Below are 14,191 nucleotides of genomic sequence, written 5' to 3'. Positions count from 1 at the left end.
TAAATTGTGCTTATCGCACCCATTTTTCCATTTGTTGTTGTAATTTTTGGGCTTCTTCACGGGATTTTTCGGCAAAATCAGTGCCGTTGGAGGCATAAATAATTCCTCTTGAAGAGTTTATCAGCAAACCATTATCTGCATTGAGTCCATACTCACAAACCTCGTCCAAACTACCGCCTTGAGCCCCTACACCGGGAACCAACAAAAAGTGATTCGGCACAATCTTACGGATTTCTTTCAGATATTCGGATTTGGTAGCTCCTACTACGTACATCAAATTCTGACTATTTTCCCACATTAAAGAAGTCTGCAATACTTTTTTATAAAGCTCCTCATTATTTACCATTTGTGTTTGAAAATCAAAAGCTCCCGCATTGGAAGTCAATGCTAAAAGTATGGTAATTTTATCTTCAAAAGCTAAAAAGGGCTCTACCGAATCCTTTCCCATATACGGAGCTACCGTAACGCTATCAAACTGCAAATCATTGAAAAAAGCCTTAGCATACATTGCAGAAGTATTACCAATATCACCACGTTTCGCATCAGCGATGGTAAATATATCAGGGTAATTTTCATTGATATATGCAATAGTTTTTGCCAATGATTGCCAACCTTTCACCCCATAAGCCTCATAAAACGCCGTATTGGGTTTGTAAGCTACCGCGAAAGAGTGTGTCGCATCGATAATTGCTTTATTGAACTCAAAAATAGGGTCTTCGGTTTGTAACAAATGTGACGGAACTTTTGTCAAATCCACATCAAGTCCTACACATAAGAATGATTTCTTTTTCCGTATTTGATTTATTAGTTTTTGTAGTGTCATATACTGATACTTTTTATTTTTATGGTGTTATAATGCTGTAATTAAGATAATTTCTTCTTTAAAAACAGAAAAAAATTTGCCTTTTGAGCTTTAAGAAATACATGTTTTTAGGAGTTAACTTACTTTAATAGAAAATGTTATCGTATTGCTCGTCCAAACATTTGTAAAAACTGAGGCTCATCGGCAAGAGCGTATTTTGCATAACTATAAAGTTCACGTGTCCATTTGTCGAGAGCTTCAAAGGCTTTATTTTTGTCTTTAGTAGCTTGTTCGCTTTCATTTTTTTCCTGAGAATAAATGGCGTATAAATCTTTGGTTTGTGAGATTTCCGATTGTTTTTCAGTGATTATCTGTTGCGTGATTTTTACCCTTTCTAATGGAGTGCGTAGGGTTTCTTGCTCAGCTAAATTCTTATAAAACAAAGTCATTTCTTCCAAAATTGCCATGATAGACTTTGAAGGACTTCCCTTTAATGATAATCTCACCTTTGCTTCTTCATTATTTTTAAAAATGAGCTTTGCTTTATTACGATGTTCGCGATAGGATTTAGAGGTTTCATCCATTTTTTGTTTGAAATTCAGATACGCAACACGTTCTTCTTCAGTTTCTTTCTTGTTAGAACCATACTGAGCTTGAGCCTTTTCGTAAAGTGCCTTTCCTTTAGCAATTTCCGATTCAGAATAGCCATAATCGTCTAATTTATCGGCAATTTTGCTATTATTTTCTAATGTTTCAAAAAGAACTTTAGCATTTTGAAGCATTTCTTCGTTTGTAAAATAGATTTTGGAAGCCATAATTTTATATTTTTTATAGTTAAACGATTGGATTTTTAATTTTTTATCAAGGATTTTTATTTTATCAAGTCACTTTTTTATTTTCCGTACTTACTTTTTAATTTTATACTAAAAGAAGAGGTCATTCCGTACTAACTTGTGTATTTTTTACACTTACTTTTGTGTTTTCCGTACTGACTCATCTGTTTTTTACACTGATTTATCTTTTTCCGCTATTGCTTTTATGCATTTTATAATGACTTTTAATTATTTTTAATTTACTACTTAGATTTTGTTACTTTATCCTTTTAACTTTATACTTTATCCTTTTAACTTTTAACTTGTGACTTGGATTTTGTTACTTTATCCCTTTAACTTTACACTTTATCCTTACCTCTTGTGACTTATCAGTTACTTTTGCTGTCAAAGTTAGATATTTAGGATTTATTTTCCTAATTTTTGGAAAACATTTTTTATGGATTTTTAATTGACTATGGGAATTTTAAGAAAATGTTAGGATTTTTGCTTTTATTGAAAAAAGTATGAAATAGAAAAAATAAATAATTTTTGTGATAATAAATGAAGTTAGAGAAAAAAGTCTGTGTACTAAAGCCTTATGGTTAATGAGTTCTAACTACTTTAATCCTAATATTGAAAAGGTTTACTATTTTTTTATATTATTGTTACTTTTTATCTTCAAAGAATTCAAACCAATTGCCGTCGGGGTCTTCAAAGGTAAGTAGTTTTCCGTAAGTTTCATATCGGATAGTGCCAATAAAATGAACATTTTGGCTTTTTAGAGTTTCGTAAAGATTTTCCATATCGTCCACTTCAAACATAATTCTTGTTTTTTGCGGTTTGACCTTTCCTTTCTCGGCAGGACGTTTGAGAATGGCAAAAGAGGTGGCTCCCAAATCGAATTCCACCCAATCTTCCTGCTGAAATTTCAGTACAAAGCCCAATTCTTGAAAGAATGCTTTAGAAACTTCCAAATCGCTCACATATACCCAACAGGCGTAGATTTTTTTGATGGTCATAATGATTAAAATATACTAAAAATATTCATTCAAACAGATAAAAGAGGCATGAAAAAAAATCATTCTAAATATTCTATGATTTCATGAGTTACAAAATCATCGAAATCTAAAATGATTTCTTCATTTTTATACATCTCTTCTACTTTTTGAACTGCTTCTTGTTCGTTTTCTGCCTCAATCGGAACTATTCTTGATAGAATTTCCTTTACTTCTATTTTATAAATATTCATTTTTTTTATTATAAATCCCCTATTTTGTACAATTCAAAACTCTTCGTATGCAAAGCCGAAACAAAATCATAATCAATAAACTGTACTCTATTTTTTATTTGCTTAAATGCAGAATATGCTATTTTTTGTTCAAATTCTTTTTTTCTCTCACTTGCACTTAGAATATAAAATTTAGAATAAAAATCCTGTAAGTCATTAAATTTCAATAACGAATTTTGTATATCGGTAGAATGTTCAACTTCAAAAAAAGAATGTGGTAAATTCCTGTTATTGAACCATATCACATCTATTGTTTTAGCCCTATTAACGATATTTTGATAACTAAAATCAAATATTTTGTCTAAGGTAGAAATGCTCCTCAATGGTCTGTCTAAAAATAATTTATTTTTATCTTGTGCGGGAATAAAAGTGTTGTATCCTTTTAAATTTCCTATTTCGAGCAATAATCCCTGAAAATAAGTATGTGAAAATTCTTGTTCTTTCTTTGTGGATAATTGTATTTCGAACTTATTTAAAATTTCGCTCTGAAACTCTTTTAAAGCCCAAAGTCCTGGTTTTATTTTAAAGAAAAATCGTTCATCTTGTACAATCCTTCGTATGGAAGCAAAAGGAGTTTTTGTAGCCCAATCAGATACATCAACTTTATGATTGAGAAAACCGAGCGTTGCAAACCCTCCGTTTTCTCTCATAACTTGTATAACCTGTTCATATTGTTTCATATATCAGATTTTCCCCTTCTCGGATATCAATTGAGCTTTGTATCTTACTTCATTTCAAAAGACACCTCCATATTTTATGCTTCTTCCTCCACCACAGTGTTCTTCAAGATCAACTTTAACGATACAAATCCGATAAGTCCTGCTGTTAAAGATGATAGCAGAATAATTAGTTTGGAATTGTTTATAATCGTTTGATTATCAAAGGCTAAAAGAGTAATGAAAATGGACATCGTGAAACCAATCCCTGCCAAGAAACCTACTCCCAAAACAGATTTCCAATTAATATCGGAAGGTAGTTTGCAAAGCCCAAATGAAACAGCTAAGAAAGATAATAAGAAAATACCCAATGGCTTACCAACAATCAAACCTAAGGCAATTCCCAAGCTATTGTTTTCTGTCAATATTTCGGAAATATTTCCCTCAAAGAAGATAGCAGTATTTGCTAAGGCAAAAATCGGTAGAATTACGAAAGCTACGGGTTTATGCAAATAGTGTTGCAGTTTATAGGAAGTCGATTCCTCTCCTCCATCACCAAATGGAATTGCAAAAGCCAATAGCACCCCTGCTATGGTGGCATGTACGCCCGATACCAACATGAAATACCACATCGCAACTCCTCCTAACAAATAAGGAATGAGTGATTTAACTTTTAAACGATTTAAAACTAACAACACCGCGAATATCCCCAAAGCAATAAGAAGATTTGTCCAAAGCAACTCTTTAGTATAGAAGATTGCGATGATAATAATTGCTCCCAAATCGTCAATTACAGCTAAGGCAGTAAGAAACACTTTCAGCGAAACAGGAACGCGATTGCCTAATAATGAGAGTATTCCCAACGCAAAAGCGATGTCAGTTGCCATTGGGATTCCTGCTCCTGCTTGGGTTTCCGTTCCGAAATTAAGAGCTAAAAATATTCCCGCAGGAATTAACATACCTCCGATAGCTGCAAAAATAGGAAGTAATGCATCTTTCACATTTGAAAGTTCTCCTTTGTAAATTTCTCGTTCTAATTCCAAACCGATGAGTAAGAAGAAAATAGCCATCAGTCCATCGTTAATCCAATGTTCAATGCTCAAACCTGCAGTTTTGGTTTGAAAAAATTGAACATAACTTTCTCCAAACGAAGAGTTTGCTATCAGAAGAGATATAACAGTACAGGCTATTAAAATCAAACCTCCTGCTTTTTCACTTTCAAAAAATTCTTTAAATAATTTTGTTGCTTTCATGCTTCATTTTTTTAATGATAGGATCTAAATAAATGTATCCAAGCACTTCTATTAAGAGATCCTTTGTGATTAATATAGATTTATTTGGCAATATCCTTAGACTTGCCGTTCGTTTACAGTAATTTTTAATGTATAAAAAATATAATTGAAAAGATTTAAGTTGATGGTGAACACTACTTTTTCAAGTTGGAATAGAAGTGTTCACCTCAGCAATGGATTGCATATAAACTTATCACTTAAAAAACGGTACATCCGCAATTTCTCAAAAAATTTAGCTAATACAGATATTCTTTTAATGTTGTTCAGTCTATCAAAATCTTTCGTACTAATTTTATGGGAGAAATACCAAGTAATTATTATTATTTATGAACTAAAAAATATCTCCTTCTTTGAGTTTTTCGGTATTTTCGGCAAGTTGTAGCTCGTCGATAAGACGCTGTACATCACCGTTGATTACGTTTTGCAAATCGTAGAGTGTCAGCCCTATGCGGTGGTCAGTTACACGTCCTTGCGGATAGTTATACGTGCGGATTTTAGCACTTCTGTCGCCACTGGAAACCATACTTTTACGTCGTGCCGAATCTTCTTCCATTTTTTTAGCCAATTCCATCTCGTACAAACGCGAACGCAACACTTTCAAAGCCTTATCCAAGTTTTTATGCTGTGATTTTTCGTCTTGGCAACGTACTTCAATCCCTGTGGGAATGTGTTGCAACTGAATGGCGGAATACGTGGTGTTCACCGACTGCCCTCCAGGCCCTGTTGAGGTCGTTCTGATGATTTTAACGTCTGCCATATCCAATTCCACATCAAATTCTTCTGCCTCGGGCAACACCATAACAGTCGCCGCCGAAGTATGCACTCGCCCTTGCGTTTCCGTTTGCGGAACACGTTGCACGCGATGTACCCCAGCCTCAAATTTGAGCGTTCCGTACACGTTATCGCCCGTAACTTCAAAGATGATTTCTTTATATCCGCCCGAAGTTCCTTCGTTGTAATCCATTACAGATGTGTTCCATCCTTTTGATTGACAATATTTTGTGTACATACGATACAAATCCCCTGCAAAGATAGAAGCCTCATCACCTCCCGTTCCAGCACGGATTTCCATTACGGCATTTTTGGCATCTTCAGGGTCTTTCGGGATAAGCATAAAGCGGATTTCCTCCTCCAACTGCGGAAGTTTTTCTTTGGCTTCGTCTAATTGCATTTTTGCCATTTCCACCATTTCGGGGTCCGTTTCATTGGCAATAATATCTTCGGCTTCGCTAATGTTCGAAGTTACAATGATGTATTCCTCTCGCTTATCGATAAGCTCTTTGAGGTCTTTATATTCTTTGTTAAGCTGAATATAGCGTTTTTGATCGGAAATAACATCAGGTTGAATGATTAAATCCGAAACTTCGTCAAATCTTTGTTTTACAATGTTTAGTCTCTCAAGCATTTTGTTTTGAATATCTCTAATAAATATAGTAACTGGGTGCAAAAATAGCAAAAATGGTTTGAAATACAATTCGTTTTGAGAAATCTATATCCCTAAAAAGTCTTTTATAACCTTTTTTTGTGACTAACTAAGGAGTTACGCTCTGCTTGTATACTCTCTAAAGTTCCAGAGTAACAACCTTCTTCGTATAAGCTCCAAATACACCCAATCCTCCTTTTATATTTGAGTTAAGAATTACGGTCTCACCAAAAGGCCCTATGTCCTCTGTGTCATTTTGCAAAGAAACGCTACGTCCGTATTCATAGAAATTAACATCCGTAGTATAGAGCGTTACGACCACCTGTTTCACATACTGAGCCGAACCGAAATCTTTTTCTGAACGCACCGTGATTCTATTTCCATCGCGATTATTATCAGTAAAAAACTTAGCCTCTAATCTACGATCGTAGTTAGATAATTCTTGACGAACCAAAATCACAGGAATGTAATAGTTACGTTCGTTGGCTCTATCTTGAAAATCAAAGGACACTTGATAGGCATCGCTACCTTCATTTTTAGTGTCGATAACGGTTACGTTTTGTATATCTCCGACAATGTTTTGAGGCACAGTACAATGAGCTGTTGCCTTATTTCCATGAGAATCTCGCACTTCTAAATGATAGGTTTTCCCCGCTTCAATTGGAAAAGTGGTTGCACTAATGGTATAATATTCTGAATTACTTTCATATGGAAGGGTAATGCTTTCATTTTGGTCGTTTCGCAACGTCACTTGTGCATTACTTACGGAAGGTATTCCCGATTGTGAGTGATTTCCAAAGGTAGGATTTGACATCGCCACTTTGACTTTTATATCGGGGCTATCGGCTGAAATATAGCTATGTATCACCAACTGAGATTGGGTACTGATTTTGGGTGGCTCAACCTCACTTTTGAAAAAATTTTCACACCCCACGAATAGAAATCCGCTAAAAACAAGCAATATATTAAAATATTTTTTCATCATAATTAGAATTTTAGGTTATACGTAATGGAAGGAATCATTGGGAATATGGAATACTGTTCAAGAACGTTTTTTTGACTTGAAGGATTTCCTGAGTATTCCCCACTGATGGCGTAGAAAAACGGATTTTTACGTGAATATGCGTTGTAAACCCCTATTTCCCACGTACGTTTCATGTTCTTTCCTTTGCTTTTATGAAATTGTACAGCTAAATCCAAACGATGGTAAGCTCGCATTCTGAAACTATTTTTTTCATCATAGTTATATGCAGTATATCCTCTGATGGCATCAGAAACATCCCCTTTGTCTACTTGGTAGGAGGAAACAGGCAAGCTAATTGCATTTCCCGTTCCGTAAACCCAAGTGCCTGAGAGAGTTATCCTCTCCGATAGGTTATAGACAGCCACGAGGGAAATGTCGTGTCGGCGGTCGTAACGAGGAAAAAATTTACGTCCTCCATTATCTCCATCAAATTGATGTTGCGTCCATGAGAGGGTATAGCCTAACCAACCCGACAGTTTTCCAACTTTCCGTTGTAATAATAATTCTGTTCCGTATGACCAACCTTGTCCCCGAATGATGCTCTCTTGCCAAGCATACTCAGAAACACTTTCAAAGTCTTCTAACAACAAGAAATTTGCACCAGGAGCATACCCAATAATATTGTTCATTTTTTTGTAATATCCTTCTAAGGAGATACTTAGGTTTTTGTCTAAAATATCTTTGGCAATCCCCACTGCCACTTGTCGCGATTGCTGAGGTTTTACTTCATCGGTGGTTGGTACCCATAAATCCATCGGTAGTGAAATCCCCGAGCTACTCAGCAAATGCACATACTGACTCATAGAGGCATAGGAGGCCTTCACCGACCAATCGTTCGGCAATGTATATCCCACAGAAAATCGAGGTTCGAGGTCTTGATACGACGTGTTTTTATGCAAATAGTGACTCAACCGAAGTCCTGCATTTAGTCGTAATCTTTCTTCTATCGTAAGTTCATTTTCAATATAAATTCCTGATTCCAAAGTTTTTATATCTTGTATTTTGCGTTCGAATTGGTTGAAAGTTGGGTCTTTAATGACAATCGCACTTGGCCTAAATCGATGGAGCGTAGAAGCAAATCCCGTACGAATCAAGTAATTAGGATTTAAGTTGATTTGCATGTCATATTTAAGTCCAACATCCTTAATTCCAGAGTTGTACCGCATTTCGAACGTATTATTTTTATACGTATTTTCTTGGTATATTTCAAATAAATAATCACTGAAAATCAGCGAAGTATTGGAAAATATTTTATCCGTAAACAAGTGATTCCAACGCAAAGTAGCCGTAGCATTTCCCCAATGTAATCCTCCTTTGAACACCTCTCCTGTGTTTTCTTTATCTCGGAAGTAGAACTTATCCCGACCAAAATACCCACTTAGATATAATTTATCTTTTTGGCCGAAATCGTAGTTTACTTTCATATTGAGGTCGTAAAAGAAATAACCTACCTTTTCGTTTTCAGGCATTAGCGGACGCGTCAATACATCGATATAGGTTCTTCTGCCTGAAATGATAAACGATGATTTGTCTTTAACGATGGGAGCTTCAAGCGTAAGCCTTGATGAGATAAGCCCAATCCCAATATCACCTGCAAATCGTTCTTTATTTCCGTCTTTCATGCTCATATCTAATACTGACGAAAGCCTTCCTCCGTAACGAGCAGGAAATCCACCTTTGGTAAGATTTACGTTTTTAATGGCATCTCCGTTGAAAATAGAGAAAAAACCAAACAAATGTGAAGCATTATAAACAGGAGCATCGTCCAAAATCAGTAAATTCTGGTCAGGGCCTCCTCCACGAACATACAAACCGCTATTTCCTTCCGAGCCTGATTGCACCCCAGGTAGGAGTTGCAAGACTTTTAACACATCTTTCTCACCCAATAAAGCGGGTATTTTTTGTATCTGAGCAATGGGAACTTGGATGGTACTCATCTGTGAACTACGGCTAAGCATTGGGGTTGTTTCTCCCGTAACAACCACTTCTTCCAAAAGTTCAGCATCTTGCAATTCCACATTCAACGATATGTCCTCTGAAAGGTTAATGGTTTTTGTAAAAACCTGATAACCAACGTATGAAACATACAGCTCATACGTTCCCTCAGGGAGAGAAATGGTGTAGAAACCATAATTATTCGTTGTTGTTCCCACTTTTAACGCGGGGATGTAAACATTTGCTCCAATAAGAAATTCCTTACTTCCTTTTTCGGTGATATACCCGCTAATGGTGTACTTCTTTTGTCCCCAAACAGCACTGCAAAACAGCATGAAAAAGAACAACGCAAAATTTGATGTTTTTATTCTCATTATTTAAAAATTTAATCAACTAAAATAGTTCCGTCAGAAATCAAGGTTAATAAAATAGTGTTTTTATGACTTATGGCTTTAAATTTTGTAGTGATTATCAAATTTGAAGTAGTATAAAGTTTCACACTATACGATGAAACTGAAAACTTTTCTTTAAAAAAGTAAGTTTCTCCCACTGAAAGAGACTTATTGAACGTAGCACTACCTATTTTTATGGAATCAATAGCTTCAAAATAATTATTTTTTACACCTATGTTGTAATTTTCTTGAAATATTTCTTCCTTTTTACAACTAATCATGAATGTAATTAACCATATTAACAGCATTGTTCCAAGAAAGCGTTTTGTAAAAATCATAAACCTCATTTGTGTTATCTATTTTATTGGGAACAAAGATACTTACACCAGTACTTTTTTCCAAAGGAATTTTATTAAAAAAAATAAGATGTATGGTCGTAACATACAATTAATTTCTCAAATTGTTTTGAAAGTTCTATTTCCGTTTGATTAGGTTGTAAATGGTTCAAAAAATCCCCCATATCAAACAGATAATCAGAGCCTTCTTGGTCATATTGCAACCATTTGGTTGTATCTATTTTTTCCGTTTGTTGTGATAGACATTTATTAAAAAGATAAGCAAAATTTTTTAATTCACTTGTTTTTATAGTAGTAACGGCAGCAGATTGTAAAATTCCTTGTTTTTGTTTAAAATGAGAAACATATTTTTTAGAAATATTGTTGTAATTCACTGTATTTTCAAGCATATCTATTAAAATATCTTTGTAAGGAAAACCTGTTGCTAAAACCTCTGTTGGCGAGGCAATGATATAATCAAAACTATTTTTAAGTTCATAAAATACTTCTATGGATGCCATAAAACACGCGTCAAACAACAAAAAATCAAAGTGATAATTTACTAATGATTTCGCTAATTTTCTGATGTCCATTTCAGAATTAATCGCTGTGTCTTCTGTCGCGGTTTGGTCAACTCCAAACGATTTTACGGCTGTGGCTCTGTTTGAAGCCAACAGAGAACTTTTAGGCAACCACGCACTACCGTGTGACCAAAGTACCAAGCCACGAACCTTTTCATTTTTGGCGGTAGTTAAAGTAATTACCTCATTTAAAACCTCTTTAAAAACAACTTCATTTGAAGAATCTTTTTCGGGATAGACTCTTAAAATTCTCGAATTGATTTGAGCGGTAGTGTCAGCCGAAATTTGGTATAGTAGAGGATGAGCCGTTTTCCGGTTCTTGGCTCGGTCAATGTAGACATAAATATTCCCTTTATCTGGATTTTTAGCTATAAATGCTTCCATTTCGTTAATATTGGCGGTGGCATAAAAATCCAAGTCATTATCCGCTATCATATACACAAACAACGCCTTATCTTTCTGTAAAGATGTTAATCCTGTGATTTCATCTTTATTGCAACCCACTAAAACAAACACTTGTATCAATACCACAAGTGTTTTTATATAAAATCTACTCCCCATATTGTTCAAATATTTTACTTCCATAAAAACCTTGACGTGTATTTATAAACCATATTTGCCCTGAATTGGAAAGTGTTTGATTTGAAGGGATTACTCCATAATGTTCCAATTCTTTATGTTTTCCTCCAATGCTATGTTTTTCAACATATTGTGCATAATGAGTAAAATATAATATTTCTTTGTAAATATATTCTCGTTTATACAAATCAATTATTTGGGAGGCAGAAAAGGGAGTGTTAGCAACAACACCTCCAAAATCAGGAGCTTTAAATGACTCACGTTCAGCTAATTTAGGGTTTGATTTTCTAACATACACATCTGTTTGAGGTGCTAACTCTGGTTTAATCAAATATAAAACAGGAATATCTTTATAAATTGGAATGGGACAACTTTTTAGTACTTTTGTTTTATCTATTTGATTTGCATTAAAAAAACCATAACTCTCAACACATTCAGTAGTACAATATTTTAATGGTTGATTTCCTACCACACAATATTCCAAATCCACGTTTGATAAATTTTTAATTTCCAAGTAATCAGCTCCTTTTGGGGTGTAATTTCTTTTTAGTTCGTTGTAAACAAAATGTTTATCTGATGCAGCGACAACACTATCATACACAACTTTGACATCCTCTCCTCCAATGATAAAAGGAGTCGTTAGCGTTTCTGTTTTCACAATGTTTTCAGAATTTCCTGCTACAAAAACGGAATAGCTCACTTCAACCTCAACAGCCGAACCATCTACCGATGCTAAAACAATGTAGTTATGTTTCAAGGTTTTGGATTTATTAGAGGTTTCTACTTCAAGACCTACTTTACTACAACTCCCTTGAAAGCTAACAAAAATACTTAATAAAAGTAGAAATTTCACTATTATCTTTTTCATAATCTATAAAATCTACTCCCCATATTGTTCAAATATTTTACTTCCATAAAAACCTTGACGTGTATTTATAAACCATATTTGCCCCGAATTGGCAAGTGTTTGATTTGAAGGGATTACTCCGTAGTGCTTAACATCATTATAGCGACTACTAATTAAACTCTCATTAACAGATGATATTTGTCCAGTTGTGTATCGGTCATAATCTTCAAATAGCGTATATCCATTTGTGTATTCTTGACGATATATCCCCATTATTTGAGGTATAGAAAAAGGTGCAGTTGCTGTCATTTCTCCCAAAATAGGAGCTTTTAAAGAAACTAATTTCGCTGGCATATCACTTATGGAACAAGATATACCATTGCAATACCCAATAACCCAAGGGACATAGACATCTATCTGTGGGGCTAACTCAGGTTTTAACAAATACAAAACAGGAGTCGCTTTATAAATGGGAATAGGGCTGTACTTCACTACTTTTGATTTATCAATCAAATGTCTATTGGACATATTAATCCACTCATCAATATATTTAGTAGTATAATATTTTAACGACTGATTTCCTACCACACAATATTCCAAATCCACGTTTGATAAATTTTTAATTTCCAAGTAATCAGCTCCTTTTGGGGTGTAATTTCTTTTTAGTTCGTTGTGTAAATGTCTTTTCCCCATATGTGATTCATAGGTCAAACTGTCATACACAACTTTGACATCCTCTCCTCCAATGATAAAAGGAGTCGTTAGGGTTTCTGTCTTCACAATATTTTCAGAATTTCCTGCTACAAAAACGGAATAGCTCACTTCAACCTCAACTGCTGAACCATCTACCGATGCTAAAACAATGTAGTTATGTTTCAAGGTTTTGGATTTATTGGGGCTTTCTACTTCAACTTCAGGCTTCGTGCAACGAAGTTGAAGATTTAACGATATGCCTAACAGAACTAAGCATCTAATAATTATCTTTTTCATAATCTATAAAATCTACTCCCCATATTCTTCAAACATTTTATTTCCATAAAAACCTTGATGCGTATTTATAAACCATATTTGCCCCGAATTGGCAAGTGTTTGATTTGAAGGGATTACTCCGTAGTGCTTAACATCATTATAGCGACTACTAATTAAACTCTCATTAACAGATGATATTTGTCCAGTTGTGTATCGGTCATAATCTCGAAATAGGGTATATCCTTTTGTGTATTCTTGACGATATATCCCCATTATTTGAGGTATAGAAAAAGGTGCAGTTGCTGTCATTTCTCCCAAAATAGGAGCTTTTAAAGAAATTAATTTTGCAAACATACCACTTGTGGAACAAGATATACCGTTACAACGCCCAATAGCCTTAGGAATATAAACATCTATCTGTGGGGCTAACTCAGGTTTTAGCAAAAATAAAACAGGAACCGCTTTATAAATGGGAGTAGGACTGTACTTCACTACTTTTGATTTATCAATCAAATGTCTATTAGACATATTAATCCACTCATCAATATATTTAGTAGTATAATATTTTAGAGACTGATTTCCTACCACACAATATTCCAAATCTACGTTTGATAAATTTTTAATTTCCAAATAATCCGCCCCTTTGGAAGTGTAATTTCTTTTTAGTTCGTTGTAAACAAAATGTTTATCTGATGCAGCGACAACACTATCATACACAACTTTGACATCCTCTCCTCCAATAACAAAAGGAGTCGTTAGGGTTTCTATTTTCACAATATTTTCAGAATTTCCTGCTACAAAAACGGAATAGCTCACTTCAACCTCAACAGCCGAACCATCTACCGATGCTAAAACAATGTAGTTATGTTTCAAGGTTTTGGATTTATTAGAGGTTTCTACTTCAAGACCTACTTTACTACAACTCCCTTGAAAGCTAACAAAAATACTTAATAAAAGTAGAAATTTCACTATTATCTTTTTCATAACACCCCCCATTTAATTAGTCATAAACCAAAAACCAAGGATTCCACACTTGTACAGCCGTATAGTTTATTTCTTCGTTAATATCTCGCTTTCTATCTTTTATAAGTGTTTCATTATCTATTTGTAGAAATTTGTAATTTCTCCAAAGATACCCCCGTTTGCTACCGCTCCATAAGCCAATGTCCAATGCAACTGACCATTAGGAGCTAAAAAAAGACTTTCCACCGATCATTTAGAAAGTATCTTGTTGTAATTAAATGTTTCTTAAAAAA

Annotated in this window: 14 protein-coding genes; all 14 read right to left on the bottom strand. The window is 34.5% G+C overall.

Features of this window, described 5'->3' with window-relative positions:
- Window positions 1-10: 10 nt before the first annotated feature.
- A complete protein-coding gene (gene pyrF, locus CGC52_RS08655) occupies window positions 11-823 on the bottom strand; it encodes an orotidine-5'-phosphate decarboxylase (protein WP_095894119.1) in 813 nt (270 codons plus the stop codon).
- 137 nt (window positions 824-960) lie between these two features.
- Entirely contained in the window at window positions 961-1,617 is a 657-nt protein-coding gene (locus CGC52_RS08650; RefSeq protein ID WP_095894118.1) for a hypothetical protein, read from the bottom strand.
- 662 nt (window positions 1,618-2,279) lie between these two features.
- The gene (locus tag CGC52_RS08645) at window positions 2,280-2,633 is read right to left on the bottom strand and encodes a VOC family protein (RefSeq protein WP_095894117.1); all 354 of its coding nucleotides are present in this window, start codon (window positions 2,631-2,633) and stop codon (window positions 2,280-2,282) included.
- A gap of 59 nt (window positions 2,634-2,692) precedes the next feature.
- Window positions 2,693-2,863: a DpnD/PcfM family protein gene (locus CGC52_RS08640; protein ID WP_082023462.1), complete on the bottom strand. Its 171-nt coding sequence runs from the start codon at window positions 2,861-2,863 to the stop codon at window positions 2,693-2,695.
- Between the two features lie 8 nt (window positions 2,864-2,871).
- Window positions 2,872-3,582, bottom strand: coding sequence for a hypothetical protein (locus CGC52_RS08635; protein WP_095894116.1), 711 nt, complete (start codon window positions 3,580-3,582; stop codon window positions 2,872-2,874).
- Between the two features lie 74 nt (window positions 3,583-3,656).
- Window positions 3,657-4,811, bottom strand: coding sequence for a Na+/H+ antiporter NhaA (nhaA, locus tag CGC52_RS08630; RefSeq protein WP_095894115.1), 1,155 nt, complete (start codon window positions 4,809-4,811; stop codon window positions 3,657-3,659).
- A 370-nt stretch (window positions 4,812-5,181) separates the two neighbouring features.
- Window positions 5,182-6,255: a peptide chain release factor 1 gene (prfA, locus tag CGC52_RS08625; RefSeq protein ID WP_095894500.1), complete on the bottom strand. Its 1,074-nt coding sequence runs from the start codon at window positions 6,253-6,255 to the stop codon at window positions 5,182-5,184.
- 157 nt (window positions 6,256-6,412) lie between these two features.
- Window positions 6,413-7,255 carry a DUF4249 domain-containing protein gene (locus tag CGC52_RS08620; protein WP_157909133.1) on the bottom strand — a complete coding sequence of 281 codons (843 nt, stop codon included), beginning with the start codon at window positions 7,253-7,255 and terminating at the stop codon, window positions 6,413-6,415.
- A 5-nt stretch (window positions 7,256-7,260) separates the two neighbouring features.
- Window positions 7,261-9,606: a TonB-dependent receptor gene (locus tag CGC52_RS08615; protein WP_095894113.1), complete on the bottom strand. Its 2,346-nt coding sequence runs from the start codon at window positions 9,604-9,606 to the stop codon at window positions 7,261-7,263.
- 11 nt (window positions 9,607-9,617) lie between these two features.
- The gene (locus tag CGC52_RS08610) at window positions 9,618-9,962 is read right to left on the bottom strand and encodes a hypothetical protein (RefSeq protein WP_095894112.1); all 345 of its coding nucleotides are present in this window, start codon (window positions 9,960-9,962) and stop codon (window positions 9,618-9,620) included.
- A gap of 74 nt (window positions 9,963-10,036) precedes the next feature.
- Complete coding sequence (locus tag CGC52_RS08605; protein ID WP_095894111.1) at window positions 10,037-11,125, bottom strand: clostripain-related cysteine peptidase; 1,089 nt, start codon at window positions 11,123-11,125, stop codon at window positions 10,037-10,039.
- A complete protein-coding gene (locus CGC52_RS08600) occupies window positions 11,091-11,987 on the bottom strand; it encodes a hypothetical protein (protein ID WP_095894110.1) in 897 nt (298 codons plus the stop codon). The genes CGC52_RS08605 and CGC52_RS08600 overlap by 35 nt, the downstream gene beginning before the upstream one ends.
- A gap of 12 nt (window positions 11,988-11,999) precedes the next feature.
- Complete coding sequence (locus tag CGC52_RS08595) at window positions 12,000-12,956, bottom strand: hypothetical protein (protein WP_095894109.1); 957 nt, start codon at window positions 12,954-12,956, stop codon at window positions 12,000-12,002.
- A 12-nt stretch (window positions 12,957-12,968) separates the two neighbouring features.
- On the bottom strand, window positions 12,969-13,919 hold the full coding sequence (locus CGC52_RS08590) for a hypothetical protein (RefSeq protein WP_095894499.1): 951 nt from the start codon (window positions 13,917-13,919) through the stop codon (window positions 12,969-12,971).
- Between the last annotated feature and the right edge of the window lie 272 nt (window positions 13,920-14,191).

The sequence above is a fragment of the Capnocytophaga sp. H2931 genome, assembly GCF_002302535.1.
Classification (GTDB): Bacteria; Bacteroidota; Bacteroidia; order Flavobacteriales; family Flavobacteriaceae; genus Capnocytophaga; species Capnocytophaga canis.
This window is presented reverse-complemented; position numbering and strand designations above follow the sequence as displayed.

Excerpts from the sequence above, each read along its gene's own strand:
- pyrF (WP_095894119.1), bottom strand. The coding sequence starts at position 823 with ATGACACTACAAAAACTAATAAATCAAATACGGAAAAAGAAATCATTC.
- CGC52_RS08650 (WP_095894118.1), bottom strand. The coding sequence starts at position 1,617 with ATGGCTTCCAAAATCTATTTTACAAACGAAGAAATGCTTCAAAATGCT.
- CGC52_RS08645 (WP_095894117.1), bottom strand. The coding sequence starts at position 2,633 with ATGACCATCAAAAAAATCTACGCCTGTTGGGTATATGTGAGCGATTTG.
- CGC52_RS08640 (WP_082023462.1), bottom strand. The coding sequence starts at position 2,863 with ATGAATATTTATAAAATAGAAGTAAAGGAAATTCTATCAAGAATAGTT.
- CGC52_RS08635 (WP_095894116.1), bottom strand. The coding sequence starts at position 3,582 with ATGAAACAATATGAACAGGTTATACAAGTTATGAGAGAAAACGGAGGG.
- nhaA (WP_095894115.1), bottom strand. The coding sequence starts at position 4,811 with ATGAAAGCAACAAAATTATTTAAAGAATTTTTTGAAAGTGAAAAAGCA.
- prfA (WP_095894500.1), bottom strand. The coding sequence starts at position 6,255 with ATGCTTGAGAGACTAAACATTGTAAAACAAAGATTTGACGAAGTTTCG.
- CGC52_RS08620 (WP_157909133.1), bottom strand. The coding sequence starts at position 7,255 with ATGAAAAAATATTTTAATATATTGCTTGTTTTTAGCGGATTTCTATTC.
- CGC52_RS08615 (WP_095894113.1), bottom strand. The coding sequence starts at position 9,606 with ATGAGAATAAAAACATCAAATTTTGCGTTGTTCTTTTTCATGCTGTTT.
- CGC52_RS08610 (WP_095894112.1), bottom strand. The coding sequence starts at position 9,962 with ATGATTTTTACAAAACGCTTTCTTGGAACAATGCTGTTAATATGGTTA.
- CGC52_RS08605 (WP_095894111.1), bottom strand. The coding sequence starts at position 11,125 with ATGGAAGTAAAATATTTGAACAATATGGGGAGTAGATTTTATATAAAA.
- CGC52_RS08600 (WP_095894110.1), bottom strand. The coding sequence starts at position 11,987 with ATGAAAAAGATAATAGTGAAATTTCTACTTTTATTAAGTATTTTTGTT.
- CGC52_RS08595 (WP_095894109.1), bottom strand. The coding sequence starts at position 12,956 with ATGAAAAAGATAATTATTAGATGCTTAGTTCTGTTAGGCATATCGTTA.
- CGC52_RS08590 (WP_095894499.1), bottom strand. The coding sequence starts at position 13,919 with ATGAAAAAGATAATAGTGAAATTTCTACTTTTATTAAGTATTTTTGTT.